This window comes from Pseudomonas rubra (assembly GCF_028656935.1).
Classification (GTDB): Bacteria; Pseudomonadota; Gammaproteobacteria; order Pseudomonadales; family Pseudomonadaceae; genus Aquipseudomonas; species Aquipseudomonas rubra.
This window is the reverse complement of sequence record NZ_JAMDGZ010000050.1, coordinates 1-26,488: the sequence shown is the minus strand read 5'-3', so window position 1 is coordinate 26,488 and position 26,488 is coordinate 1. Positions and strand designations below refer to the sequence as shown.

The following is a 26,488-nucleotide window of genomic DNA, read 5'->3' as shown; positions in this document are numbered from 1 at the left end:
TTGATCGGAGAATCCCTAGCCTCCGTCATCCAGGGGCCATTATGTGAGTAAGGAATCTCTCACCTTCCCAAGCGCCACAACCTTGCAATATCTCTCGCTCGAGCCTCCAGCAATGCAGCGGCCTGACTACAGGCCTGCTCAAGGCTCATTGGCCCACTGGTCAGGGCGAACGCGGCATCAATGCCATGGCCGTACAGTTCCTCATAGCCTTGGCCCAGGGTACCGGCAATGACCACCACAGGTACGCCGTGACGCTGGGCAATGCGGGCGACACCAAATGGCGTTTTGCCGCGCAAGGTTTGGGCGTCGAAGCGACCTTCGCCGGTAATGACCAGGTCAGCACCCAGCACCGCCGCCTCAAGCCCGGCCAGTTGCGCCACCACCTCGATACCTGGGCGAAACGCCGCCTGCATGAAGGCCTTGGCGGCGAAGCCCATGCCGCCGGCCGCACCGCAACCGGGGAAGTCACGGACATCCTGGCCCAGCAGTTGCGCGCAGTGGTCGGCAAAATGCCCCAGGGCCTTATCCAGCGCCTGCACCTGCGCAGGGCTTGCACCTTTCTGCGGGCCGAAGATCGCCGAAGCGCCATTGCCGCCGCACAGTGGGTTGTCGACATCGGCAGCCACTTCCAACTGCACTTCAAGTAACCGGGGGTCCAGCGCGCTGGCGTCAATACGGGCAAGCCCGGCCAAGGCCAGGCCGCCTTCGGCCAGGGGTTGCTCCTGTGCATCGAACAGCTGCAGGCCCAAGGCGCGGAGCATGCCGCTGCCGCCATCATTGGTGGCACTGCCGCCGATGGCCAGGATGATCCGCTGCGCCCCGGCGTCCAGCGCCGCGCCGATCAGCTGGCCGGTGCCGAAGGTGCTGCTGCCACAGGCGTCGCGCTGCTCCAGGCTGAGCAACTGCAAACCGCTGGCCTGGGCCATCTCGATAATCGCCGTGCGGCTCTCGCCCAGCCAGCCCCAAGCTGCCTGCACCGGTTCGTCAAGTGGCCCGCGCACCTGCAAGTGGCGCAACTCGCCGGCACAGGCGGCGACGATGGCGTCCATGGTGCCTTCGCCACCGTCAGCCATCGGGCATTTGACCAGCTGTGCCTGCGGCAGCACCTGGGCAAGACCGCTTGCAATGGCATCGGCGACACCTTCGGCGCTGAGGCTGTCCTTGAACGAGTCGGGGGCGATGACGATTTTCATGGGGATTCTCCTGATCCAGATGACTGCATGCTGACAGCTGGACCCTGCGCAAGCCTTAGTCAGATGCACAAACTGCAGCAACCTGGTTTGGGCACTCGGCCAACCGTGCGCAGGTCAGACGTTGGCGGGCAACAGTTGCAAACCCAGGTAGAGGCTCAGCATGCCTTCGAGGCGCAGCGGGTCAACCTCGCTCAATTCGGCGATGCGCTCCAGCCGATAACGCAGGCTGTTGCGATGAATGCCCAGGGCGTCGGCGCAGGCCTGGCTCTGGCCATCGTGGACGCACCAGGCGCGCAAGGTGGCCAGCAACTGGCCGCTGCTGTCCTTGGCGCGAATGCGCTGCAGCGGCTCGAGCAGTTCATCCAGGGCGTCGTCGTTGCGGTGACGCCACAGCAGCGCCGGCAGCCGGTAGCGGCTCAAGGTCAGCACTTGCTGGTCAGGTACTACTTCGCGCCCGTAGGCCAGCAAGTCGCGCACCCGGCGATAGCCACGGCGCAGTTGCTCAAGGCTTTGCGCCGCCGAACCTGCGGCCAGACGCTGCACCTGCCAGCCATGACGTTGCAAGCGTTCCAGCAGTTTCGCTTCATCCAGCGCCACCGTTGCCGGTCGGCACCACAGCAACGATTGCCGCGCCAGGCTGACGCACCAGCTGTCCGGATAACGGCTCATCAACCAGCCGGCCAGGCTTTGCGCCTCAAGCCCGGCATCCAGTTCGAACAGGCAGGGAATGCGCGGCAATTGCGGTTTGAGCCCCAGTTGCCGGGCTTCATCGACCAGCCTTGGCGAGTCGCCCGCGCCGCCCAGCAGCAAGGCCAGCAGGTCATCGCAGCGCTGGCGCCGCCATTGCTGCTCGACCTGCAGGTGACGCTGGGCCAGGAGCATTTCGGCGGTCATGCGCACCAGCTCCGCGTAGGTCCGCACCTGTTGCGGGTCACCGGTCAGGCCCAGCACGCCGATCAGCCGCGTATCGAGCATGAGCGGCAAATTGACCCCGGGCTGCACGCCCTTGAGGCATTTGGCCGCCTCGGCATCGAGCTCGACGTTGCGACCGTTGGCCAGCACCAGTTGCGCACCTTCGTGACGGGTGTTGATCCGCTCAGGCTCGCCACTGCCCAGGATCAGGCCCTGGCTGTCCATGACGTTGACATTGCACGGCAGGATCGCCATTGCCCGGTCGACGATGTCTTGCGCCAGGTCATGGTCCAGTTCGAACATGGGAGGATCCTTGTTGTCGCAATGATTGGTCCGGGGCACAGCAGCCCAGGAAAAATGCTGTGCAAAAGCACAAAGACAGCCACGGCCCGCTCACCGAGACTCATTGCAGCAGCCGCCTTGATGCAGGCTGCGGCGATAAACATAACAAAAGAGAGAGAATCATGGCACACAGCCCTGCCCCTGACCAAGGCCACGACCTCACCCGCAATGCGCTGTACCGGCGCGTTACCCTGCGGCTGATTCCGTTCATTTTCATCTGCTACCTGTTCAATTACCTGGACCGGGTCAACGTCGGCTTCGCCAAGTTGCAGATGCTCGATGCGCTCACGTTCAGCGAAACTATCTACGGCCTGGGTGCCGGGATCTTCTTCATCGGCTACGTGTTGTGCGGGCTGCCCAGCAACCTGGCGCTGAACCGCTTCGGCCCACGACGCTGGATCGCCCTGATGATGATCACCTGGGGCACGCTGTCGACCTGCCTGCTGTTCGTCACAACGCCCATGGAGTTCTACGTGCTGCGCCTGTTCACGGGTGCTGCCGAAGCGGGCTTCTTCCCCGGCATCGTCTTGTACCTCTCGCGCTGGTTCCCGGCCACCCGCCGTGGGCGGATCATGGCCCTGTTCATGTCGGCGATCCCGGTTTCAGGCTTGCTGGGCGGGCCGTTCTCCGGCTGGATTCTTAATCATTTCGCCGCCGGCCAACACGGCCTGGCCGGCTGGCAGTGGATGTTCCTGATCCAGGGGTTGCCGACCGTGCTGCTGGGCTTTCTGGCGATCTTCCTGCTCAGCGACGGCTACGCCAAGGCCAAGTGGCTGAGCCCGGCCGAGCGGCAAGTCATCGAAGCCGACCTCAAGGCCGATGCCGCGAGCAAACCGATCACCAGCGGCGACAGCCTGCTGTCGGTGTTTGCCAACCCGCTGATCTGGACCTTCGGTTTTGTCTATTTCTGCATCCAGAGCGGGGTTTATGCGATCAACTTCTGGCTGCCCTCGATCATCAAGAGCCTGGGCTTCAACGATGCCCTGCTGATCGGCTGGCTGAGCGCGATCCCCTACCTGCTGGCGGGGGTGTTCATGCTATTGGTCGGGCGCTCGGCGGACCTGCGCAACGAGCGCCGCTGGCATTTGGTGGTGCCGATGCTGATGGGCGCTCTGGGCCTGCTGATTGCGGTGAACTTCGGCCACAACCCGGTAATCGCCATCATTGGCCTGAGCATCGCCACCATGGGCGCCCTCACCGGCCTGCCGATGTTCTGGCCGATGCCCACCGCGCTGCTCAGTGCCGGTACTGCAGTAGCGGGCCTGGCGATCATCAACTCGGTCGGGCAGATGGCCGGCTTTCTCAGCCCGTACCTGGTCGGCTTTATCAAGGACCAGACAGGCTCCACCGATGCGGCGCTGTATTCGCTGGCGGGGTTGATTGTGTTTGGCAGCCTGGTGGCCTTGCGGGTTTCGCGGGTGCGGGTTGCCGGGGCGGTGGCTGAGCAGGTGAACTGAGGCGAGTCATCGCGGGGCAAGCCCGCTCCTACAGATGCGTGGGAGCGGGCTTGCCCCGCGATGCTTTTAATCCCTTGGCGAACTGTGTAAAACAGATCGAATTCCAACCGCGAAGGGACTTTCGATCATGATCTACCGTCCTCTAGGCCAAAGCGGCCTGCAGGTGTCTGCGCTGACCCTGGGCAGTATGATGTTCGGCTCGCCGACCAGCACCGAAGACTCGCTGCGCATCATCGACAAGGCCTGGGACCAGGGCATCAACTTCATCGACACCGCCGACGTGTACAACACCGGACGCAGTGAAGAAATCGTCGGTGAAGCCATCGCCCGCAACCGCCAGGACTGGATCCTCGCCTCCAAGGTCGGCTTCGGCCCCGCCGATGGCCTGCCCAACCGCAGCGGCCTGAGCCGCAAGCACATCTTCAATGCCATCGACGCCAGCCTGACCCGCCTGGATACCGACTACCTGGACATCTATTACCTGCACCGCGAAGACCACAACACCCCGTTGGAGGTGAGCGTCAGCGCCATTGGCGAGCTGCTGCGCCAGGGCAAGATCCGCCACTGGGGCGTGTCGAACTTTCGTGGCTGGCGCATCGCCGAGATCTGCAACCTGGCCGAGCGCCTGGGCGTGGCCAAGCCTGTGGTCAGCCAGCCGCTGTACAACATCGTCAACCGCCAGGCCGAACCCGAACAGTTCACCGCTGCCGCTTACCACGGCCTGGGCATCGTCCCCTTCAGCCCGCTGGCCCGTGGCGTACTCAGCGGCAAGTACGCGCCCAATGCCAACCCCGACGCCAACAGCCGCGCCGGGCGCCAGGACAAACGCATCCTGGAAACTGAATGGCGCCCCGAATCCCTGGAAATCGCCCAGAAGATCCACGCCTATACCCAGGACAAGGGCGTGGGCATGGTCGAGTTCGCCATTGCCTGGGTCCTCAACAACCGCCTGATCAGCTCGGCGATCGTCGGCCCGCGCACCGAAGCCCAGTGGGACACCTACAGCGGCGCCCTGGCGGTGAAGATCAGCGCTGAAGACGAAGCCTTCATCGATTCGCTGGTTACTCCCGGCCATGCCTCGACCCATGGTTACAACGACACGGCGCATTTTGTCAGCGGGCGCCTGCCGCGCTGACTCCAGGGCCCCCGAGCGTAGCGGGCTGGTCGCCATGACTGGCCCCGTACCCATGCAAAAATGCAGATTAAGCCTGCAGTTTTACCCATTGAACTGAGCAAAATTGCACTGATACGATCCGGGCATCCTCCAGCGTCTATCCAGACCGTGTTAAAACACGTGGAAAATCAATAATAAAGCAGGGAGACAGCGATGACCGCGCACGCTCAAGCGGCAACCGACGCCCAGGTACTGGCCGAGGTTCGCAACCATATCGGTCACTTGACCCTCAACCGCCCCTCCGGCCTCAATGCCCTGACCCTGGACATGGTGCGCAGCCTGCAGCAACACCTGACCGCTTGGGCCAATGATCCGCACGTGCGGGCAGTGGTGTTGCGCGGCGAAGGCCCGAAGGGTTTCTGCGCCGGTGGCGACATCCGTTCGCTGTACGACAGCTACAAGGCCGGTGACAGCCTGCACCTGGACTTTTTCGTCGAGGAATACGCCCTCGACCTGTGCATCCATCATTACCCCAAGCCGGTCCTGGCGCTGATGGACGGCTTCACCCTGGGCGGCGGCATGGGCCTGGCCCAGGGCGCCGACCTGCGGGTGGTCACCGAGCGTAGCCGCCTGGCCATGCCGGAAACCGCCATCGGTTACTTCCCGGATGTCGGCGGTAGCTACTTTCTCTCGCGCCTTCCCGGCGAGCTGGGCATTTACCTGGGGGTCAGCGGCGTGCAGGTGCAGGCGGCCGATGCATTGTATTGCGGCCTGGCCGACTGGTACCTGGACAGCAGCAAACTCGCCAGCCTCGATGAACGCCTGGACAGCCTGCGCTTTGGCGAACACCCGCTCAAGGACCTGCAAGGCTTACTGGCCAAGCTTGGCATCCAGGTGCTCGACGACGCGCCCCTGGCCAAGCTGCGCCCGGCCATCGATCACTTCTTCGCCCTGCCCGAGGTTGGCAGTATCGTGGAGCAACTGCGGGCCGTGACCGTGGCCGACAGCCACGACTGGGCACTGAAAACCGCCGACCTGCTCGAAGCCCGTTCACCGCTGGCCATGGCGGTCACCCTGGAGATGCTGCGCCGCGGCCGTCACCTGAGCCTGGAAGACTGCTTCGCCATGGAGCTACACCTGGACCGGCAGTGGTTCGACCATGGCGACCTGATCGAAGGCGTGCGTGCGCTGATTATCGACAAGGACAAGCAGCCGCGCTGGAACCCCGCCACCCTCGCCGGCCTCAGCCGCCCACGCGTGGATCAATTCTTCGAAGGCCTCTGAGGCCTGGAGTACGCAGATGCAAGACCTGGAACTGACTGAAGAACAGATCATGATCCGCGACATGGCCCGGGATTTTGCCCGCGGCGAGATCGCCCCCCATGCCCAGGCTTGGGAAAAGGCTGGCTGGATCGACGATGGCGTGGTCGCCAAGATGGGCGAACTGGGCCTGCTCGGTATGGTCGTGCCTGAACAATGGGGCGGCAGCTACACCGACTACGTCGCCTACGCCCTGGCGGTTGAGGAAATCGCCGCCGGCGATGGCGCCACCGGCGCCCTGATGAGCATCCACAACTCGGTAGGCTGCGGCCCCCTGCTCGCCTACGGCAGCGCCGAGCAGCAACAGACCTGGCTCGAACGCCTGGCCAGCGGGCAGGTGATCGGCTGCTTCTGCCTGACCGAGCCGCAAGCCGGCTCCGAAGCCCACAACCTGCGCACTCGCGCCGAACTGCAGGGCGATCACTGGGTGATCAATGGCGCCAAGCAGTTCGTCAGCAATGCCCGTCGCGCAGGATTAGCCATTGTCTTTGCAGTCACTGACCCGGATCTGGGCAAAAAAGGCATCTCAGCCTTTTTGGTGCCCACCGACAATGAAGGCTTTGTGGTCGATCGCAGCGAGCACAAGATGGGCATCCGCGCCTCCGACACCTGCGCGGTCACCCTGAGTAACTGCCGTATCCCGGCGGCCAACCTGCTGGGTGAACGCGGCAAGGGCCTGGCAATTGCGTTGTCCAACCTCGAAGGCGGCCGCATCGGCATCGCCGCCCAAGCCCTGGGCATCGCCCGCGCGGCGTTCGAGGCGGCGCTGCTGTATTCGCGCGAGCGTATCCAGTTTGGCAAGCCGATCAACGAACACCAGAGCATTGCCAACCTGCTGGCCGACATGCAGGTGCAGATCAACGCCGCACGGCTGTTGATTCTCCACGCCGCACGCCTGCGCAGCGCCGGCAAGCCCTGCCTGAGCGAGGCCTCGCAGGCCAAGCTGTTCGCCTCGGAAATGGCTGAGCGGGTGTGTTCCAAGGCGATCCAGGTCCATGGTGGCTATGGGTATCTGGAGGACTACCCGGTAGAGCGCTACTACCGTGATGCCCGTATTACCCAGATCTACGAAGGTTCGAGCGAGATCCAGCGCATGTTGATTGCCCGGGAGCTCAAGCACTACCCGCTATGAGGCCCCTGGCGGGCGTCCCCCTTCGTACTCACGAGACGCGTGCGAAGGGTTGCAGGCCCGGCAAGCTAGCGTAGTCAGCCGGTAGCCCGTTGCATAAACCATGTTGCCGTGAGCTATGGCAAAGATTCGGCCAACACCTATGGACAGGCTGTATGCATAGTCTGGTTGGGGTGGGGAGCCGAGAAACACGATGGTGCTGCCAGGCCAGTTGCCTTCATCATCTTGCAGCCAACCGAGCTCGCGCAAGTCTCCCCATTCACTCCACAGCTGCCCAAGGCCTCGCTGCCCTTCACGATGTATCACCTCGCCAATGGTCGGCATCTGCAAGCCTTCACGCAGGCAGTAGCCTTGTGCCGAAGTAAAGGTGTACAGCAGCCTGGACGGCTTCTCGTACCACTTCAGCGGTGCGTCCAGGCGATAACTGGCGTGGCGGCCATCATCACCATCGGCAGAGATGAACAAGGATTGCTGCAAAGGCCCAAGCAAGGTCACCTCACCGCTTTCGTCCACTGACGCTAGGTCGGGGTGACTGACGCTGAAACGTATCGGTGGCAGCAGGCCAATCGGTTTGCGCTTGAAGCGCGCACCTACAAATCCGCTGACCGGTGCAAAGCGCCCGGTGACCCAGCCATTGACCTCAAACGGCTGCCAGCCCAGGGGGTTGATGATCAGCCTCAGAGGCGCGAAGGTCAGCGCGTTAACCTCCAGTGCCGAGCCGTCGAAGCAGACTTTGAACTGCAACGTGAGTTCGCTGCCGGAGGTCAGTTGCAGCAGCAGTGCGCGCGCGATTGCCAGGTTCACGCCGTCAGTGAGTTGCTCGGGGTCGTCTAGCGCACCCTCGAATAACGTCTGATTGATCGGCCCCTCTTCGCTGCTGCCCTGCAAGCGCAGCCAGGCCCATTGACCCAAGGCGATAAATGACCAGGGTGTGACAAGAAAATGCGCGTCTTCATCAAAGTCGGACAGGTCAAGGCCACCCTCGTTCGCTTCTAGCACCTGGGTTGGCGACAATTGAGCAAGGGACTCGACAGACAGCTCAAGCGGGAGGGAGAAACGAGGCGCTTCAGCGCCGACACTGACGGTGTAGCGAATCACCACCGGGCTTGGCTGCGGCCGAATACTGCTGCCAATCACCGCTGCGGGTACATCAAAGTCAACTTCGCCCGTAGCGCTACCCTGCTTGGGCAGCGAAAGCCAGCTTTCACCGCTCAGCTCGTCCTGCCACTCAACTGTTATTTGCTGTTCGTCGTTCATGCCCTCGTAAGCGACCCACACCAGCAGTCCATTGATCGCATCAATGGGGTCGAGTACCGCTTCCGGGGCCGCAGGCACCACGGGAGGCGGCAGGTCGAGATCCAGTTCGCCCACTGTCAGGTTCAGCGCGTGCGAGACGCGCCCGGGCCTTGCGGTATTGCTGACGGTGTAGCTGACATGAATGTGCTGGCCCTGGCTGGCCAGGACGATTTCACGGGCGACCTTGAACACCGGCGGTTGCTCTGTGGTTTCGACCTGCTTTCGCTCACTGGCAAAACCTTGCTCGTCAAAACCATGCCAGAAATAGGTCACCCAACTGCCCGGCACTACATCCTCGCCAGCCGGAATGAGCAGCGTGGCACCGTCTTCACCGATGTCACCGGGTGCCAGCATGCCGCCCTGTGCCTCTTGCACCTCTGGTGCCTCGAGCAGCGCGAGTGCATCACCGATCTGTAGAAACAACGAAGGCGAGCGCTCGGCGTTGACCAGGTAGTAGACTTCAGCGCGCTGGCCCCAGAGTTGCGTCACATAGTGTTCGGGAACGGTACGCTCAATGAAATCCGAGCCCTCCTCAAGGTCTTCCTCATCAATGCTCAGCAATTGCTCATAAAACACCCGCCCGCTGTCAAAACGCTTGCCTGTCCAGATGATGCGAAGCGTTTGCCCCGCCCGTATCCAGGGGAAAAAGGGTATCTGCACCGTGGCGGGTGAGTCTGGCGGCAGATAGTTGTCCTCGCTGGCTTGCGTCACCTTGGGCAACGATAACGGCGTTCTGGGGTCGGTGAAAATGACCGGGACCTGGGGTGACGGCAGGTCCGGCTGACCCTGGCGCAGACGTTGATAGGAGATCGCCGCAGTACCACGGCCCAGGGTACGGGCCAAAGCGTTGGCCACCGTGAAGGTCACCGGTCCCGGCACCAGTGTTACCGGCAGCTCAGCATGGAACGGCACTGGCTCGCCATTGAAGGCAAAACCGTCAAAGTGCAGTGCCAGCGAGTCACCGACGCGAAAGTGATAGTCGTAGGTATAGACTTCGACCAGCAGGTCGCGCTCATTGAACCCGCCGACCTGCGCGCGACACCCGCTGCCGCCGCCCCCTTCCCCCCTGATCGTGACACACACAGCAGGCAAGGGGTCGCCATTGAGCCTGACCGCAATGTTCAGCCGGGCTGACCACGGGCTTTTTTGCTCACCTTCACTGCTGTTGAGCAATTCATCAATGACCCGGTACTGCACCAGAACGTGGCTGGTCGGGGCGGGGTCGACGCGATCGCCATCACCGGCCGCACGAATCACCGCAGCAGGCACCCTCAAGGACAAGTCGGCCCCCACTTGCCCAGGATCAAGCACCTGGCTGAAACGCTGGCCGCCCCAGTCCACCTCGACCCGATCACGCACGCGCATGCCTGGGTAGGCTTCGATACCCAGTTGCACCCCATTGATGTTGGAGGGCGTGACCTGCTCGACATTTACCGTGGGGGAGGCAAGTTGCGAAAGCTCGCCGGGCACTGACTGGCCCGGCCGACTCAGCTTGACCAACACCCGTATCGACGCGCTGAACTGCCAGCCTCGGGTGGGCTGCCAAAGCGCGTAGTACGCGCTGACCTGACCATCGCTCAGGTAGTGCGCCGGGAGCGAAACATGCACGGCATTACCAACGTCGACGTCGTTCAGCACCTGTGCTATCGCTGGTTGTTCACCCCAATAGAGCCACAACAGATCGCCCGCCTGCTGCCCTTGCCAGGGGCTGATGGCAATCGCCAGTGAGCCGCCGGCGTCCAGCATCGCCAGGTTGACTCCAGCGTCGCCAGCCACCTCGTTGCCGTCCTCATCTTGCACCACGACCGTGAGATGCTCACCTACAGGCAAGCGTGGCACAGGTAAATCGAGCAGCGAAATCATAGGTATTCCTCCTGGGCGGAAGGCCTATTCAACGCTTGAATGCCCAGTGACGAAACTGGCAAAAATGCTAGGTAAACGGCAGCGACGATGTTCATGCAAATTAGTCATTGAAACATTGCCAAGGCCTGAAGTAAGCTCGGGGCATCAACTGGAGAGTCACATGTCGCACACCACCCTCACTCATGCTTGCAGCACCGGTCGCCTTTCGCGCCCTGTGGCAGCTGGCGGGTGCGCGACGGCCTCCCCGGCAACGTTTTATTTTGGGTATTGGTTTAGCCACAGGCGCCGCTGATACCCACCCCGGCGCCCACTTTCAAGGGGCCGCCGAACACGAGACTACTCAACCCCCGGCCGGCTCCCCGACCGGGGGTTTTGCGTTTCAAGGCCCAACAGAAATCAAATTGAGGAACAGCACATGAACACCACTTACCACCGTTACCCAAGCTTTGGCACCTGGCGATTTAGCCAATCCCGTTCGGGCCAGCCTGCCGCCTCCGATCGGTCACATGTTGGTGGCACGCTCACACATGACGCCAATCAGGCCAACTGTCGAACACCTCGATAGGGCCGACAGCGCGGGCCAGACCCCGCCATCCGCCCAGGGAACCCAGAACATGCAATCATCCAATCTCGCTCTGCCACTGTCCGAACCTACCGCTGCCAACAGCGCCGTCAGCCAACGCCTACCGAGCCCGCTGCTGCTCAAGCAGCAGATGCCGTTGTCGCCCGCCCTCGCCGCCCAGGTTGAAGCTCATCGCCAGGCCGTACGCGCCATCCTTGATGGCCAAGACCAGCGCCTACTGCTGATCGTCGGCCCTTGCTCACTGCACGACCCCCGTTCGGCCCGCGAGTACGCCCAACGCCTGGCGCGCCTGGCCCAGGAGGTCAGCGACAAGATGTTCCTGGTAATGCGTGCCTACGTTGAAAAGCCGCGCACCACTGTTGGCTGGAAAGGTCTGACCTATGATCCGCACCTGGATGGCAGCGACGACATGCACGGCGGCATTGCGCTGTCGCGCGGGTTGATGCTGAGCATGCTCGAATGCGGCTTGCCGGTGGCCACCGAGCTGCTGCAACCGATGGCCGCCGGTTACTTCGACGACGTGCTCAGCTGGGCGGCGATTGGCGCGCGCACCACCGAGTCGCAGATTCACCGCGAGATGGTCAGCGGCCTGGGCCTGCCGGTGGGCTTCAAGAACGGCACCGACGGCGGCGTCGGCATCGCCTGCGACGCTATTCGCAGCGCCGCCCACAGCCATCGGCATTTCGGTATGGACGTGCAAGGCTACCCGGCGATTGTCGAAACCCTGGGCAACTGCGATACCCACCTGGTGCTGCGCGGTGGCAGCAAGGGCCCCAACTACGACGCGCAAAGCATCGCCATGGCCCGCCAGGGCCTGGCCAAGGCTGGTGTGGCCGCGCGGATCATGGTCGATTGCAGCCACGCCAACAGCGGCAAGGACCCGCTGCGCCAACCGGCAGTGTTCAACGAGGTGCTGGAGCAGCGCCTGCAGGGCGACACCTCGCTGGTTGGCATGATGCTCGAGAGCCACCTGTTCGACGGCTGTCAGGCATTGGGTGCGCAACCGCTCAAGTACGGTGTGTCGATTACCGACGGCTGCCTGGGTTGGGATTCGACCGAGCGCTTGCTGCGTGAGGCGGCTGAGCGCTTGTGAGCCTTTTCGCGGGGCAAGCCCGCTCCCACAGAATGAGGCCTGTGGGAGCGGGCTTGCCCCGCGATTGCTATCAGCGTTAGGCTTGGCGTTTTACCTCAAGGAGCCACTCCCATGGCCAGAGCCACTGCCCGTCACATCCTGGTTGCCACTGAAGACAAGTGCAACGAACTCAAGGCCCAGATCGAAGCTGGCGCCGATTTCGCCGACATCGCCAAGGCCAACTCCACCTGCCCGTCGAGCCGTCAGGGTGGCGACTTGGGCTCCTTCGGCCCAGGCCAGATGGTCAAGGAGTTCGATGCGGTGGTGTTCAGCGCACCGGTCAACACCGTGCAAGGCCCGGTGAAGACCCAGTTTGGCTATCACCTGTTGGAAGTGACCAGCCGTCAGGATTGACTCAGCAAAAAGTACCGGCCCCATCGGGCCGGTATAGTTTCAGACACAACAATCGCCTGAGCATCACTGAAACTTGACGATGGTTCGCGCTCTGCGGTTACTCACATAGACACTCCCGTCCGAACCACTCACGACATGCCATGGGTTACTCCCGCCATCGAACGTTTGCAGTCGACGACCAGAGGGAAGCTCATAAACCCCCAAAAGCTCTGTCCAGTTGGATGCTGTAAATATTCTATTTCCTTCAGCATTTAATGCGATTGATATGATGTTTCCTACAGGAAAATAAGACGCCGTACGACTATTCAAATCAATAACGGCAACCGCCCGTGAGTTTGGCACCGCCGCATACAGCGTTCTACCGTCACGACTCACCAGGATCGAACTGCAGTAATTGTCCAGTGGGATACTGAACTGTTTGCTCAAGGTACCTGCATCCAACACCGTCAGGCCATCCGCAGTGACATAAAGGTGCCTCTCGTCATGACTCAGCGCCCCTCCCCCAACGATAGGTACATTGGCTGTTTGAATAACCCTGTTGCTCTGCGTGTCGATAATTGACACTTTCTGGACATTGACACCCCCAACATGATAGGTGGTATCGATATACAATCGAGTCCCGGCCGAATTCAATGTATTAGGTTTGCCACCATACTGAACGGGAATAAATGCAGTCACACTCAGCGACTGAAGGTTGATCACTCGAATACCATCACTGCAGCCTACATAGCAACGAGAGCCATTAAAATCAACAGCCAACCGATACGAAGAATCTGTTACATTGCACTGGCGCACACCTCCAGTTTGGACGTCCAATACACGTAAGCCTGCGCCGACCATAATGTATACCGTACGATTGTCTGGACTGAGAACCATATCATATACATCCGAGTCAATCAGGTAGCTCCGCACCTGGCTCAGCAGCGCATGTTTGATCGTAAATGACGGTACCGAAAAAATTACCGATACATTCTCATCGCCCGAGCGATCAAATGTGACTTTTAGTTCAATTGTGAACGCACTACCACTTTTAAAATTTAGTAACTGACTACGGGGCACCGCCTTGGCTAGACCATTTGTGAGCTCCGCCTGAACAACCGGAGCGTTTGTCCACAAAACTATTTCGTGTGCAGAGCCATCATCTTTCACCCCCCGAATGCGTAACCAGACGCGCTGCCCCACCGCCATGAACGTCCACGGCGTTATCTTGACCAACGGGTTGCCACTGAACATCGCCAGGTCCAGGACATCATCAACGGCATCGGGCATGAACGGTGCTGGCAGGTCGCCCAATGTCCGCACGATCAGTGCCAACGCCGGCGAGTCCAATGGTTCTTCGCCATTGCGTAGTACGCTATAACTGACCTGCACGATCTTATCGCCAGGCCCGATGTTCGCCCCCACCAGCGCTGCCTGAATATTGATCAGCAATGTACCGCTGGCATCACCCGTAAACGGCCCGAGCTCCGCAGAACCAGCACTCGACGTACCCCGCCAGCGCAAGGTGATCTGGTCACTGGCCGCCATGCCGGCATAGCTGACGTCCACCGTCGCACCGCTTGTGGCATCAAGCGGATCCAGGGTGCCGCCCGGAGCTTGGACTACCGTCGGTGCATCGAGCTCCGGCGCCAGCACCCCGACCCGGAACGAATAAACCTGCGACATCTGCCCCGGATGCCCGTCGCGCTCAACGCTGTAACTCACCTCGACACTGCCATTGAGGTTGGCCTCGACAAAAACTTTTGGTACATCGAACAGCAACACCTCCGTCAAGCTGCTGATCTGGCTCTGATCACTGGTGCTGCCATTCGCCTCGCTGCCTTGCCACAGGTAGGTCACCAGGTCGCCCAAGGCAATACGGGGGTACAGCGGTATCTCCAGGGTCGCGCCCTGGGCACCGACGTTCGCCGGGTCCAGCACCCCTTCTTCTACTTCGAGCACACGCGGCGCCGGCAAAGTAGCCTGCAGCTCGCCCACAATCAGCCCGAGGGTTTCCGAGCGCCGGCCGTTGACCAGGTAATAGACCTCGGCACGCCGGCCATCGAGCGCGGCAATGTACTCGCCTGGCACGATGCGCTCGATCTTGCCGTCTTCGATCTGGCCGCTGGTGACATTGCGGGTGTGGTAAAAATTCACCTCGCTGCCATCGGCACGGGTGCCGCTGAAAACCACGGTCAGTTCATCGCCCAGCTTGATGCCCGGATAGGCAACGACCTGGATCGTCGCTTCGGCCAGGCTCGGGTCAAGGTGCCCACCGACCGCCTCCAGCACGCTCGGTGCGCGCAAGCCGATGCCGGCACCTTCACCTTCGATGCGTCGGGTGGTACGTTGCGAGCTGTGCAGCGGCGGTGTGGTTTCGCCCGCCTTGAGCTGGTAATAGAGTACCACCCGGCCACCACCGAGCTGTTGTGCCTGGGCATTGGGCACAAAGAAGGTGACTGCACCCGGTACTCGCTCGACCTGAGCCTGCTGGCGGTGGCGTACAGGCTCACCTTCGGCAGTGAGGCCATTCCAGAACAGCTCGACCCAGTGGCCTGGTTCAAAGTAATGGGGATCGGTAAACACCTCGACGGTGACGTCGTCCAGCTCAAGCGCGTTGAGGTCGATAACCTCGTCCACGTACTCGTCGCGGATCTTCACGTAAGGTGGGTACAGTTGCGCACCACCGGCATGCACTTCGACCATGGTCGAAGCCGACCACGGCCGCTCGTCGGCGTCCCGCGAGCTATTGAGCACCTCGTCGGTGACTTTCCAGGCAAGCTTGATCTCGCCATCGCCGGCGGCAAGGATCAGCGCCTCTTCAACGACCAGGGTCAGGGCTTGGCCGACTTCATCCGCATCGACCACATGCACCAGACGCTCGCCGCCCCAGTCCAGCTCAACCTGGTCGCGCACGCGCATGTGCTCGTAGGCGGCAAGTGTTACCTCGACCCCGGCGGCGGCCTCGATCGGCCCAATGCCGTTTTCGATCAGCTCATCCGCCAGCCCAGCTGGCACCAGGCCCTGATGCCCGGGCGCTTCGGCGTCATCATCGCGGCCGCCCGGGCGGGTGCGCTTGACCAACACCCGAATGGGATCAGACTCGGAGGCGTTACCGTCCAGATGCCACACCGTATACGACACCTGGGCCTGGCCGTCCAGCAGGCGCCGCAGCGGCACCCGCAGGTACAGAACGCCTTCCGGTGCATCCAGCTCACCTGGCGAAATAAAGTGGCTGAGCGCAAGACTCCCGCCCCAGTGCACATCGATTTCCTCGAAAGCCTGGGCACCGGCCCACAGTGGGATAGCCACCACCAGGCCGCGCGGATCGTCGGTCAGCGCCAGGTTGACCCCGGCATCGCCAGCAATCAGTTCGCCGTCGTCATCCTCGACCAGCACATCGATCAGGTTGCCAATGGGAATCCGCGGACGCTGCAACGTGCGCGGTAATAGTTGTTTGCTACGCTCGATCAACGGGAAAGGGGCTTCGTGACGGGTCATGAGTTGAGCTCCTGTTCAGCGTCGACGCTCCCATCCTGAGGCCGGATTGCGAACTCAAGCGGTTCGGAAACCATGGCATCCCCCTTGAGGGGAACCACCTGGTAAACCAGCCGCACCGTGCCTGCGCTCCCAGCCTGGACTATCGACTTGCGCACATCGAACAGCACCGGCCGCGTGGTGCTACTGACCTCAGTGGTATCGGCCGCACTGCCACCCGGTTGGCTGCTCTGCCAGTAGTACATGATCCTGTCGCCACGCTTGAGCCGTGTGTCCAGGGGGATGAGGACTGTCGCGCCCTGGCTGGTCAGTTTGTCCGGATCAAGCAGTCCTTCCTCCAACTGCAGGACTTCTGGTGCGCTATAGGCGTCCTGCGCTTGCGGGCAGTCGATCAGGACCTGGCGCATGTGCTTGCCATCGACCCACACCGCCAATGCCAGTTGGCCCTCGGCCTGCAATCGCACGATCGAACCGCAAACAAAGTAATCAACTGCACCCCGGCGAAGGTCGCGCGCGCTCAGGTCATGCGACTGGCAGAACAGCACCCGACCTGAGGCACTGCTGCCCACCAGCACCACACGCTGACCGAGGATGGCACCCGCCGCCAGCCCCACTTCTACCGCCAACTGCTCGGGAATCTGCTCCAGCACGCCATCGGTGAGCGCCGCGACTGTGGGTACCGGCCAGGCCCAGGAAGGCGCTGGCACAACGGGCAGGCTAAGGCGCCGTGAACCACGGGCCTGTGGATCTCCGACACTGGCACCCAGCTCATAACTGACCCGCGCCGAGCCACCGGCCAGTGCATGCAGGTGGGCGTTGGCGATCAGCCAACGCTGCGCACCCGGCACCCGCTCCAGTTGTTGCTCGTCGGACAGGGTGATTTCGCGGTCGTCATGAGTTAGCCCGCGCCAATGAATGTGCAACCATTGGCCAGGCGCAAAATCTGGGCGGTAGGTGTAAACCTCTACGCTGGCGTCGCTGTCGCCCAAGGCCTGCAGATCGATTTGCTGCACTGGCTGGCCATTGACGGTGACGCTGGGAGCGGGAAGTGAGGACTTTGCGGCGAACACTTCAAAACCTGCACTGGGCGCGGACCATGGCAGCAGATCGGCGTCCTGGGACTCGTTGCGCACCTCATCACTGACGCGGTAAGTCAATTGTAGGCGGGCAAAGTCTCCAGCATCGAGTATGTCGCGCTCGCCCACCGGGACGACGACGCGTCCGAGCGCAGCTTCTTCGGCGCTGACCGCATGCTTGATCAACACGCCACCCCAGCGCAGCTCGATCAGGTCACGCACGCGCATGTGCTCGTAGCGCTCGATGGTCACCGGCACCCCGGCAGCGGCGGCCTCGCCATCGACCCCATGGTCAATGATCGTTTGCGGCACATGCGCGACCGGCAACCCCTGATGCCCCGGCGCACTGGCGTCGCGGTCCTTGCCGCCGGGGCGATTGAGTTTGAGCAGTATCCGGGCGCTGGCGGAGTCCTCTGCGTCATTTGCGCTGAAGTACACCCGGTAGAAGACGCTGATGCTGTGCGCGTCCTGGGTTGACAATTGATCGGCGGGCACCCGCAGATACAGGGTTTGCCCGACAATGGTTACCGGATCGCCAGCCACCTGCTGCCCCCCCCAGTACAGCTCGACCCGCTGCCCAAGCTGCTGGCCCAGCCAAGGTTCTACCCCCACCATCACCCCTGTCGAAGATTCGCTCTGCGCCAGATTGATCCCGGCATCACCCGGTATTTCGTGCCCTGTTTCGTCAAGCACCACTACCGGGATACGTTCGCCCAGGGGAAAACGCGGGCGGCTGAGCATCCGTGGCTTGAGTGGGTCGTCGAGGATGAGGTCAAAGGATTCTGCGAGGGCCATGATGGGTGTCCGTCTAACAGGGAGAGGGACACCTATTCAATAGCAGATGCGGCAGGAGCGGTACTGACAAAACTACCAGGTAGCGCCGAGCTGCTAAGCTCAAGACACCCTCCAGACCTCAACAGGCAGGCCGGCGTTTGCGTATCGATCACTGCATCGTACTGGCGTTTTTGCTGAGCAGCGGTTGGCCGCAACTGGCGGTGTCCGCCACCGGCCACGCGTTGACCGTTTATGGCGAAGCACCGCACTACCCCGCAGGCTTTACGCATTTCAACTACGCCAACCCCAACGCCCCCAAAGGCGGCACATTGCGCCGCTCGGCCATCGAGATCGGCCAGTTCGACCACCTGATTCCCTACATCGACAAAGGCATCGGCGTCGCCGAGGTCGACGGCTGGTTGTATGCGCCGCTGGCAGTGCGTTCGCAGGATGAGCCCTATACGGTGTACGGGCTGGTGGCCCGGCAACTGGAGCGCGACCCTGACGGTCGCTGGCTGCGTTTCTACCTGGACCCGCGTGCGCGTTTTGCCGATGGCCAGCCGATCCGGGCCGAAGACGTGCGTTACACCTTCGATCTGTTCATGCGCGCAGGTAACCTCAAGTACCGCACCCAGTTTGCCGATGTGGATGAGGTCAAGGTCGAGACCCCGCAGCAAATAGTCTTCCACTTCAAAAGCAACCAGAACCGCACCCTGCCCCTGGACCTTGCGACCTTGCCAGTACTGCCCGAGCACTGGTGGAAGGACCGCGACTTTGCCAATGGCGCAGGCTTCGAGGCGCCGCTGGGCAGCGGGCCGTACCGGGTCGGGCGGGTCGACAATGGCCGCAGCATCACCTTCGAGCGCGAGCCGAACTGGTGGGGCCGGGACCTGCCGGTCAATCGCGGCCGTTACAACTTCGACCAGATCCGCATCGAGTACTTCGGCGACACCGAAGTCGCCCGCCAGGTCCTGCGCGGTGGCGGTTTCGATTACAACCGCGAGTTCTCCGCCACCGCCTACACCCTCGGCTACGCCAGCCCCGCCCTGGACGATGGCCGGCTGCAACGGGCGCACCTGGCCAAGGACGCGCCGCAAACGGCCCAGGGCTTTATCTTCAATTTGCAGCGCCCGGTGTTCAAGGACCGCAGGGTACGTCAGGCGCTGGCGCTGCTGTGGGATTTCGAATGGAGCAACCGGCAGATGATGCGTTCCCTGTACATCCGCCAGCAGAGCTTTTTCGCCAACAGTGCCCTGGCCGCCCGCGCCTTGCCCGATGCCCAGGAGCTCAAGCTGCTCGAACCGCTGCGCGGGCAGGTCCCTGACGAGGTGTTCAGCCAGGTGTTCGAGGCACCGCGCACCGACGGCTCGGGGCTGATCCGTGACAAGCAGTTGCAAGCCCTCGCCCTGCTCGAGGCGGCAGGCTGGAAGCCGCAGGGTGATCAACTGGTCAACGCCCAGGGTGAGCCGCTGAGTTTCACCTTCCTCAATGGCCAAGCCGGGTTTGAACGCCTGCTGCTGCCGTGGAAGCGCAACCTGGCGCAGATTGGCATTACCCTGGAGATCCGCCGCATCGACGCCTCGCAATACGTCAACCGGCTGATGGCCCGCGACTATGACCTGATCGTCAGCGGCTACCCGGTGTCGCCGTCGCCGGGGCTTGAGCTGTACAACTATTTTGGTTCGGCAGCGGCCAGCGACCCGGGTTCGAACAATTACATGGTCTTGCAGGACCCTGCGGTGGATCGCCTGCTCGACGGCCTGGTCAAGGCCGAGACCAAGGCCGACATGCTCCGCTATGCCCATGCCCTGGACCGGGTGCTGAGCTGGAATTACTACTGGATCCCCAACTACTACCCGCCGGGCAGTTCAACACTGTGGTGGAACCGCTTCGGCCTGCCCAAGGTGCAAGCAAGCAACGATGAGGGCCTGGACAGCTGGTGGCAAGTCAGCCCGACGCCACTGACCAACGCGCAGATGGCCGAGCGCCTGGGGAACCCACCATGATCGGCTATATCCTGCGCCGCCTGTTGTTGATCATCCCGACCTTGCTGATCATCCTGCTGGTCAATTTCGTCATCATCCAGGCCGCCCCCGGCGGCCCGGTGGAGCAGGCAGTGGCGCGCCTGCAGGGCATCGGTGGCGGCGCCCCCGGGGCCAGCGTCGAAACTTTGCACGCCAGCTCCCGCGCCAGCCGCGGCCTGGACCCCAAGCTGCTGGAAGACATCAAGCGCCAGTACGGTTTCGACAAGTCGGCGCCCGAACGCCTGTGGCTGATGCTCAGCCAATACGCGCGACTGGATTTTGGCTCGAGCTTTTTTCGTGGCGCCAAGGTCACCGAGCTGATCCTGGAAAAAATGCCGGTGACCCTGTCGCTGGGCTTCTGGGCCACCCTGATCACTTACCTGGTGTCGATCCCCCTGGGCATACGCAAGGCGGTGCGCCACGGCACGGCCTTCGATGCCTGGAGCAGCAGCCTGATCGTCATCGGCTATGCCCTGCCCTCCTTCCTGTTTGCCCTGTTGTTGATCGTGCTGTTTGCCGGTGGCACCTCGCTCAACTGGTTTCCGGTGCGCGGGCTGGTGTCGGAAAATTTCGACCAACTAAGCCTGCTGGGCAAGGTCGCCGACTACTTCTGGCACCTGGTGCTGCCGGTGGGCGCCCTGGTGATCGGCGGCTTCGCCACCTTGACCCTGCTGACCAAGAACGCCTTTCTCAACGAGATTACCCGCCAGTACGTGATCACCGCCCGGGCCAAAGGCCTGAGCGAGCAGCGCGTGCTGTACGGCCATGTGTTTCGAAATGCCATCCTGCTGGTGGTGGCGGGCATCCCCCAGGCGCTGATCAGTGTGTTCTTTGCCGGCTCGCTGTTGATCGAGGTGATCTTCTCCCTCGATGGCCTTGGGCGCATGAGTTACGAAGCGGCAGTCTCGCGCGATTACCCGGTGGTGTTTGGCTCGCTGTTCATCTTCACCTTGTTCGGCCTGCTAGTGAGGTTGATCGGTGACCTGTGCTACACCCTGGTCGACCCGCGCATCGACTTTGCCACGAGGGCGCACTGATGTTCAGCCTGTCGCCGGTCTCGCGCAGGCGCCTGCAACGCTTTCGGCGCAATCGCCGCGGCTGGATTTCGTTGTGGCTGTTCGGCCTGTTGTTGCTGGTGAGCCTGGGCGCGGAGCTGGTGGCCAACGACAAGCCATTGTTGCTCGGTTATCAGGGGCAGCTGTATTTCCCGGCCCTCAAGCGCTACAGCGAACAGCAGTTCGGCGGCCAGTTGCCGTTTCAACCCGACTACCGCAGCCAGTACGTACGCCAGCTGATCGAAGGTCAGGGCGGCTGGATGCTGTTCGCCCCGGTGCCATTCAGCGCCGACACCCCCAACTACGACTTACTGGTGCCCGCGCCCAGCCCACCGTCAGCGGTCAATTGGCTGGGCACTGACGATCAGGCCCGGGATGTGCTGGCGCGGGTGCTCTATGGCACCCGGGTGTCGATCCTGTTTGCTCTGGCGCTGACACTGATCAGCACGCTGATCGGTATCACCGCTGGCGCCCTTCAGGGTTACCACGGCGGCTGGGTCGACCTGATCGGCCAGCGCCTGCTGGAAGTCTGGTCGGGCTTGCCGGTGCTGTACCTGCTGATCATCCTCAGTGGCTTTGTCGAGCCGAACTTCTGGTGGCTACTGGGGATCATGGCGCTGTTCTCCTGGCTGGCCCTGGTGGACGTGGTGCGCGCCGAGTTCCTGCGCGGACGCAACCTCGAATACGTGCTGGCCGCCCGCGCCCTGGGCTTGCCGGACCGCTGGGTGATCCTGCGGCACATTCTGCCCAACGCGATGAACGCAACCCTGACCTACCTGCCGTTCATTCTCACCGGCGCCATCACCACCCTCACCGCCCTGGACTTTCTTGGCTTCGGTATGCCGGCCGGCAGTGCCTCGCTGGGTGAACTGGTGACCCAGGGCAAGCAGCATTTGCAGGCGCCCTGGTTGGGCTTCACAGCGTTCTTTGCCCTGGCCCTGATCCTGTCGTTGCTGGTGTTCATTGGCGATGCATTGCGCGAAGCCTTCGATCCACGGGCATAATCGCAGCCTTTGACCCGGCGGAGCGGCCCATGCAGGACAGTGACAGCCTCAAGGACTATCAGCAGGTGCGCCTGCTGGCGATTCGTTCGCTGTTCGAAATCATCGAGCAGTCCAGCGAAGGCACGATCATCGTCGATCGCGACGCGCGCATCGTCTGGATGAACCAACGCTATGCCCGGCGTTTTGGCCTTGAGAACGCCAGCAGCGCCATCGGCCAGCCGTGCGAGAGCGTGATCCCCGGCAGCCTGATGCGCGAGGTGCTGAGCAATGGCCGGCCGATCCTGCTGGACATGCTCGACACCCCCAAGGAGCCCCTGGTGGTCATGCGCCTGCCGGTGCACGACGCTGCCGGCACGCTGATCGGCGCCATCGGTTTTGCCCTGTTCGACGAGTTGCGCAGCCTGTCGCCACTGCTCAAGCGCTACGCCAGCATGCAGCAGGAGCTGGCCTCGACCCGTTCGTTGTTGCGCGCTCGCCAGGCCAAGTACAGCTTTGCCCAGTTCATTGGCACCAGCGCCGCCAGCCTTGAGGTCAAGCGCCGTGCCCGCCGCGGGGCCAGCAGCGATTCACCGGTGTTGCTGCTGGGTGAAACCGGCACGGGCAAAGAACTGCTGGCCCACGCCATTCATGCCGCCTCGCCACGGGCCCACAAGGCCTTTGTCAGCATCAACAGCGCGGCCATTCCGGAGACCCTGCTTGAAGCCGAGTTCTTCGGTACCGCCCCCGGCGCCTTCACCGGCGCCGAGCGCAAAGGTCGCCCGGGCAAATTGCAGCTTGCCGAGGGCGGCACGCTGTTTCTCGATGAGATCGGTGACATGCCGTTGCCGCTGCAGAGCAAACTGCTACGCGTGCTGCAGGAGAAGGAATACGAGCCGGTGGGCTCCAACCAGATGATCCAGAGCGATGTGCGGATCATCGCCGCGACTTCCACCGACCTGCAGATGGCCATGGCCCGTGGCGAGTTTCGCGCCGACCTGTACTACCGCTTGAATGTACTGCCGATCCAGGTGCCGCCGTTGCGTGAACGTCTGGAGGATTTGCCGGCACTGAGCGAAGCGATTCTTGAAGAGCTGGGCAGCCAGCACGAGTTGGAGGATGAGGCCCAGGCGCTGCTGGCCCGGCATGCCTGGCCGGGCAATATCCGTGAGCTGCGCAATGTGCTGGAACGAGCGACCTTGCTGGCCGATCAAACGCGCCTGGGCTTGCGCGATGTGCAGGCAGCCCTGGGCGACCTGGCGCCGTTGCAGGCTGCGGCGGCGCCACTGAGCTACAAGCAGGCGTGTGCCGATTTTGAGCGGCAACTGCTGGAAAACACCCTGGCCCGCTGCGCCGGGAACGTGCCGGAAGCAGCGCGGCAGCTGGGGTTGGGGCGGTCTACCTTGTACAAGAAGTTGGTGGCTTTGGGGATCAAGTCTCCATAAAGAGATAGTTGTTTCTGATTTGAGATTGCTATCGCGGGGCAAGCCCGCCCCCACAGGGCCATCACCCTCCCTGTAGGAGCGGGCTTGCCCCGCGAAAACTAGTCTCAATTTAGAGACGAAATCCTCAATGAATTAAATTAAATATATAAAAATCAAATACTTAACCAATTGGCACGATTCCCGCTATCTCCTGCTCACCAACAAAAACAAGATGCACCCAAGGAGACACTCGATGAGTGTGATCATCGCCCTGGCAGCCCTGGCGCTGCTGATGCTGGCTGCTTACCGTGGTTATAGCGTTATCCTCTTCGCCCCCATCGCCGCCCTTGGCGCGGTGCTGCTGACCGACCCTTCGGCAGTGGCCCCGGCCTTTACCGGGGTGTTCATGGAAAAGATGGTTGGCTTCATCAAACTGTATTTTCCGGTGTTTTTACTCGGCGCCGTGTTCGGCAAGTTGATCGAGCTGTCGGGCTTTTCCCGCTCGATCGTCGCCGCCGCCATCCGCCTGCTCGGCACCCGCCAGGCGATGCTGGTGATCGTGCTGGTCTGCGCCCTGCTCACCTACGGCGGCGTGTCACTGTTCGTGGTGGTGTTTGCGGTGTACCCGTTTGCCGCCGAGATGTTCCGCCAGAGCAACATCCCCAAACGGCTGATCCCGGCGACCATCGCCCTGGGCGCGTTCTCCTTCACCATGGATGCCCTGCCCGGCACCCCGCAGATCCAGAACATCATCCCCAGCACCTTCTTCAACACCACCGCCTGGGCCGCGCCCTGGCTGGGCCTGATCGGCACCCTGTTCGTGTTCTGCACCGGCATGCTCTACCTGCAGCGCCAGCGCAACAAGGCCCAGCGCGCCGGTGAAGGCTACGGTACCGAACTGCGCAACGAACCAGAAACCGCCGCCGACCTGAAACTGCCCAATCCGCTGCTGGCCTTGTCGCCATTGTTGCTGGTGGGGGTGATGAACCTGCTGTTCACCCACTGGATACCGGCCTGGTACGGCAAAAGCCACACCTTGAGCCTGCCGGGCATGAGCACGCCGGTGCAGACCGACATCGCCAAGCTCACGGCGATCTGGGCGGTGGAGGCAGCCTTGCTGCTGGGAATCCTGCTGGTGCTGGTCGCAGGCTTCGGCGCGATCAAGAGCCGCCTGGCCGAAGGCAGCAAAAGCGCAGTAAGCGGCGCGCTGCTGGCGGCCATGAACACCGCCTCGGAATACGGCTTTGGCGCGGTGATCGCCTCGCTGCCCGGCTTCCTGGTACTGGCCGACGCATTGCGGGCGATCCCCAACCCGCTGGTCAACGAAGCGATTACCGTGACCTTGCTGGCCGGCATCACCGGCTCTGCCTCCGGTGGCATGAGCATCGCCCTGGCTGCGATGTCCGACAGTTTTATCGCGGCGGCCAACGCCGCCAACATTCCCCTTGAAGTGCTGCACCGGGTTGCCGCCATGGCCAGTGGCGGCATGGACACCCTGCCGCACAACGGCGCGGTGATCACCCTGCTGGCCGTCACCGGCCTGACCCACCGCGAGGCCTACAAGGATATTTTCGGCATTACCCTGATCAAGACCCTGGCGGTGTTCGTGGTGATTGCTACGTTCTATGCCACCGGTATCGTCTAAGGAGCACAGCATGATTCTCAAGGGCAAGACAGCAGTCGTCACCGGATCCACCAGCGGCATCGGCCTGGGCATTGCCCAGGTGTTGGCCAAGGCCGGCGCCAACCTGATCCTCAATGGCTTCGGCGATGCCGGCGCGGCCATCAGCGAAGTGGCGCAGCACGGTACACGTGTGGGTCATCACCCTGCGGACCTGAGCGATGTGGCACAGATTAAAGACCTGTTCGCCTATGCCGAGCGCGAGTTCGGTAGCGTCGACATCCTCGTCAACAATGCCGGCATCCAGCATGTGGCGACGGTCGAAGACTTCCCGGTGGAACGCTGGGACTCGATCATCGCCGTCAACCTCTCGGCCGTGTTCCATGGCACGCGCCTGGTGCTGCCGGGCATGCGCCAGCGCAACTGGGGGCGGATCATCAACATCGCCTCGGTACACGGCCAGGTCGGTTCCACCGGCAAGGCCGCCTATGTGGCCGCCAAGCATGGCGTGATCGGCCTGACCAAGGTGGTGGGCCTGGAAACCGCCACCAGCAACGTCACTTGCAACGCGATTTGCCCGGGCTGGGTGTTGACCCCGCTGGTGCAGAAACAGATCGATGACCGCGCCGCCAACGGCGTCGATCCGCAGCAGGCTCAGCACGACTTGCTGGCCGAGAAACAACCGTCGCTGGCTTTCGTCACTCCCGAACACCTGGGCGAGCTGGTATTGTTCCTCTGTAGCGAGGCTGGCAGTCAGGTTCGTGGCGCCGCCTGGAACATCGATGGTGGCTGGCTGGCCCAGTGACGGGCAGCCCGGGGCCTGATTGCGGCATCGTGTTTTTTTGACCTGCAAGGAGGCCTTATGCGCCCACTTTCCCTCACCGCGTTGTTCACCCTGACCCTGGCAGTCGGTACTTCGGTACAGGCCGCCAGCCTCAAGGATGTGGCGCCCTACCCCGAGGCCGAACAAGGCTTTACCCGCCAGGTGATCCACCTGCCCAAGCAGGCTGATGAGTCGGCCTACAAACTCGAAGTGCTGGCCGGCAAGCAACTGGAAGTCGACTGCAACCGCCAGCACCTGGGCGGTACCCTTGAAGAAAAGACCCTGCAAGGCTGGGGCTACAGCTACTACCGACTGGAAACAGTTTCGGGCCCGGCCTCGACCCTGATGGCCTGCCCCGATGGCAAGAAAAAACAAGCGTTCGTGCCGGTGGTGGGTGAAGGCTTCCTGCTGCGTTACAACAGCAAGCTGCCGGTGGTGGTGTACGTGCCGGACGGCGTTGAAGTGCGCTACCGGGTGTGGTCGGCGTCGAGCAAGGTGAAAAAAGCTACAGTCGAATAAGGCTGACAACGCCGCCCTCA

18 protein-coding genes are annotated in these 26,488 nt (G+C 62.4%); 13 read left to right on the top strand and 5 right to left on the bottom strand.

Features of this window, described 5'->3' with window-relative positions:
* Positions 1-59: 59 nt before the first annotated feature.
* Both M5G17_RS21965 and M5G17_RS21960 read right to left on the bottom strand, forming a co-directional pair.
* A complete protein-coding gene (locus M5G17_RS21965) occupies positions 60-1,193 on the bottom strand; it encodes a glycerate kinase (RefSeq protein WP_273894977.1) in 1,134 nt (377 codons plus the stop codon).
* A gap of 114 nt (positions 1,194-1,307) precedes the next feature.
* Entirely contained in the window at positions 1,308-2,408 is a 1,101-nt protein-coding gene (locus M5G17_RS21960; RefSeq protein ID WP_273894976.1) for a sugar diacid recognition domain-containing protein, read from the bottom strand.
* 161 nt (positions 2,409-2,569) lie between these two features.
* On the opposite strand from M5G17_RS21960, the gene M5G17_RS21955 reads away from it, so the two are divergent.
* From M5G17_RS21955 to M5G17_RS21940, 4 genes are all read left to right on the top strand, one after another.
* A complete protein-coding gene (locus M5G17_RS21955; RefSeq protein ID WP_273894975.1) occupies positions 2,570-3,904 on the top strand; it encodes an MFS transporter in 1,335 nt (444 codons plus the stop codon).
* A gap of 127 nt (positions 3,905-4,031) precedes the next feature.
* Positions 4,032-5,039, top strand: a complete 1,008-nt coding sequence (locus M5G17_RS21950) for an aldo/keto reductase (RefSeq protein ID WP_273894974.1) — start codon at positions 4,032-4,034, stop codon at positions 5,037-5,039.
* Between the two features lie 192 nt (positions 5,040-5,231).
* The gene (locus tag M5G17_RS21945) at positions 5,232-6,302 is read left to right on the top strand and encodes an enoyl-CoA hydratase/isomerase family protein (RefSeq protein ID WP_273894973.1); all 1,071 of its coding nucleotides are present in this window, start codon (positions 5,232-5,234) and stop codon (positions 6,300-6,302) included.
* 16 nt (positions 6,303-6,318) lie between these two features.
* Positions 6,319-7,470 carry an acyl-CoA dehydrogenase family protein gene (locus tag M5G17_RS21940; RefSeq protein WP_273894972.1) on the top strand — a complete coding sequence of 384 codons (1,152 nt, stop codon included), beginning with the start codon at positions 6,319-6,321 and terminating at the stop codon, positions 7,468-7,470.
* On the opposite strand, the gene M5G17_RS21935 is transcribed toward M5G17_RS21940, so the two are convergent.
* The gene (locus M5G17_RS21935) at positions 7,465-10,626 is read right to left on the bottom strand and encodes a hypothetical protein (protein WP_273894971.1); all 3,162 of its coding nucleotides are present in this window, start codon (positions 10,624-10,626) and stop codon (positions 7,465-7,467) included. The two genes, M5G17_RS21940 and M5G17_RS21935, sit on opposite strands and share 6 nt — an antisense overlap.
* Positions 10,627-11,240: 614 nt before the next feature.
* Between M5G17_RS21935 and M5G17_RS21930 the strand changes: the two genes are divergently transcribed.
* Both M5G17_RS21930 and M5G17_RS21925 read left to right on the top strand, forming a co-directional pair.
* Entirely contained in the window at positions 11,241-12,302 is a 1,062-nt protein-coding gene (locus M5G17_RS21930) for a 3-deoxy-7-phosphoheptulonate synthase (protein WP_273894970.1), read from the top strand.
* A gap of 111 nt (positions 12,303-12,413) precedes the next feature.
* On the top strand, positions 12,414-12,695 hold the full coding sequence (locus M5G17_RS21925; RefSeq protein WP_130264698.1) for a peptidylprolyl isomerase: 282 nt from the start codon (positions 12,414-12,416) through the stop codon (positions 12,693-12,695).
* A gap of 63 nt (positions 12,696-12,758) precedes the next feature.
* On the opposite strand, the gene M5G17_RS21920 is transcribed toward M5G17_RS21925, so the two are convergent.
* Both M5G17_RS21920 and M5G17_RS21915 read right to left on the bottom strand, forming a co-directional pair.
* Positions 12,759-16,175 carry a YncE family protein gene (locus tag M5G17_RS21920; RefSeq protein ID WP_273894969.1) on the bottom strand — a complete coding sequence of 1,139 codons (3,417 nt, stop codon included), beginning with the start codon at positions 16,173-16,175 and terminating at the stop codon, positions 12,759-12,761.
* Entirely contained in the window at positions 16,172-18,043 is a 1,872-nt protein-coding gene (locus tag M5G17_RS21915) for a hypothetical protein (protein WP_273894968.1), read from the bottom strand. Before M5G17_RS21915 ends, M5G17_RS21920 begins: the two co-directional genes overlap by 4 nt.
* Before the next feature lie 143 nt (positions 18,044-18,186).
* Between M5G17_RS21915 and M5G17_RS21910 the strand changes: the two genes are divergently transcribed.
* The 7 genes from M5G17_RS21910 (at position 18,187) to eco (ending at position 26,468) form a co-directional block, all read left to right on the top strand.
* A complete protein-coding gene (locus M5G17_RS21910) occupies positions 18,187-20,028 on the top strand; it encodes an extracellular solute-binding protein (protein WP_420793339.1) in 1,842 nt (613 codons plus the stop codon).
* The gene (locus M5G17_RS21905; RefSeq protein ID WP_273894967.1) at positions 20,025-21,083 is read left to right on the top strand and encodes a microcin C ABC transporter permease YejB; all 1,059 of its coding nucleotides are present in this window, start codon (positions 20,025-20,027) and stop codon (positions 21,081-21,083) included. Before M5G17_RS21910 ends, M5G17_RS21905 begins: the two co-directional genes overlap by 4 nt.
* The gene (locus M5G17_RS21900) at positions 21,083-22,105 is read left to right on the top strand and encodes an ABC transporter permease (RefSeq protein WP_273894966.1); all 1,023 of its coding nucleotides are present in this window, start codon (positions 21,083-21,085) and stop codon (positions 22,103-22,105) included. The genes M5G17_RS21905 and M5G17_RS21900 overlap by 1 nt, the downstream gene beginning before the upstream one ends.
* A gap of 29 nt (positions 22,106-22,134) precedes the next feature.
* A complete protein-coding gene (locus M5G17_RS21895) occupies positions 22,135-23,526 on the top strand; it encodes a sigma-54 interaction domain-containing protein (protein WP_273894965.1) in 1,392 nt (463 codons plus the stop codon).
* Positions 23,527-23,758: 232 nt separating this feature from the next.
* Positions 23,759-25,150 carry a GntP family permease gene (locus tag M5G17_RS21890; protein ID WP_273894964.1) on the top strand — a complete coding sequence of 464 codons (1,392 nt, stop codon included), beginning with the start codon at positions 23,759-23,761 and terminating at the stop codon, positions 25,148-25,150.
* A gap of 10 nt (positions 25,151-25,160) precedes the next feature.
* Positions 25,161-25,931: a 3-hydroxybutyrate dehydrogenase gene (gene hbdH / locus M5G17_RS21885; protein ID WP_273894963.1), complete on the top strand. Its 771-nt coding sequence runs from the start codon at positions 25,161-25,163 to the stop codon at positions 25,929-25,931.
* Positions 25,932-25,988: 57 nt separating this feature from the next.
* A complete protein-coding gene (gene eco, locus M5G17_RS21880; RefSeq protein ID WP_273894962.1) occupies positions 25,989-26,468 on the top strand; it encodes a serine protease inhibitor ecotin in 480 nt (159 codons plus the stop codon).
* The last annotated feature ends 20 nt before the right edge of the window (positions 26,469-26,488 follow it).

What these genes read in the sequence shown, in the direction of transcription:
- M5G17_RS21925 (WP_130264698.1), top strand. Translation starts at nt 12,414, where the DNA reads ATGGCCAGAGCCACTGCCCGTCACATCCTGGTTGCCACTGAAGACAAG.
- M5G17_RS21920 (WP_273894969.1), bottom strand. Translation starts at nt 16,175, where the DNA reads ATGACCCGTCACGAAGCCCCTTTCCCGTTGATCGAGCGTAGCAAACAA.
- M5G17_RS21915 (WP_273894968.1), bottom strand. Translation starts at nt 18,043, where the DNA reads ATGGCCCTCGCAGAATCCTTTGACCTCATCCTCGACGACCCACTCAAG.
- M5G17_RS21955 (WP_273894975.1), top strand. Translation starts at nt 2,570, where the DNA reads ATGGCACACAGCCCTGCCCCTGACCAAGGCCACGACCTCACCCGCAAT.
- M5G17_RS21945 (WP_273894973.1), top strand. Translation starts at nt 5,232, where the DNA reads ATGACCGCGCACGCTCAAGCGGCAACCGACGCCCAGGTACTGGCCGAG.
- M5G17_RS21940 (WP_273894972.1), top strand. Translation starts at nt 6,319, where the DNA reads ATGCAAGACCTGGAACTGACTGAAGAACAGATCATGATCCGCGACATG.
- eco (WP_273894962.1), top strand. Translation starts at nt 25,989, where the DNA reads ATGCGCCCACTTTCCCTCACCGCGTTGTTCACCCTGACCCTGGCAGTC.
- M5G17_RS21930 (WP_273894970.1), top strand. Translation starts at nt 11,241, where the DNA reads ATGCAATCATCCAATCTCGCTCTGCCACTGTCCGAACCTACCGCTGCC.
- M5G17_RS21965 (WP_273894977.1), bottom strand. Translation starts at nt 1,193, where the DNA reads ATGAAAATCGTCATCGCCCCCGACTCGTTCAAGGACAGCCTCAGCGCC.
- M5G17_RS21935 (WP_273894971.1), bottom strand. Translation starts at nt 10,626, where the DNA reads ATGATTTCGCTGCTCGATTTACCTGTGCCACGCTTGCCTGTAGGTGAG.
- hbdH (WP_273894963.1), top strand. Translation starts at nt 25,161, where the DNA reads ATGATTCTCAAGGGCAAGACAGCAGTCGTCACCGGATCCACCAGCGGC.
- M5G17_RS21895 (WP_273894965.1), top strand. Translation starts at nt 22,135, where the DNA reads ATGCAGGACAGTGACAGCCTCAAGGACTATCAGCAGGTGCGCCTGCTG.
- M5G17_RS21960 (WP_273894976.1), bottom strand. Translation starts at nt 2,408, where the DNA reads ATGTTCGAACTGGACCATGACCTGGCGCAAGACATCGTCGACCGGGCA.
- M5G17_RS21905 (WP_273894967.1), top strand. Translation starts at nt 20,025, where the DNA reads ATGATCGGCTATATCCTGCGCCGCCTGTTGTTGATCATCCCGACCTTG.
- M5G17_RS21900 (WP_273894966.1), top strand. Translation starts at nt 21,083, where the DNA reads ATGTTCAGCCTGTCGCCGGTCTCGCGCAGGCGCCTGCAACGCTTTCGG.
- M5G17_RS21950 (WP_273894974.1), top strand. Translation starts at nt 4,032, where the DNA reads ATGATCTACCGTCCTCTAGGCCAAAGCGGCCTGCAGGTGTCTGCGCTG.
- M5G17_RS21890 (WP_273894964.1), top strand. Translation starts at nt 23,759, where the DNA reads ATGAGTGTGATCATCGCCCTGGCAGCCCTGGCGCTGCTGATGCTGGCT.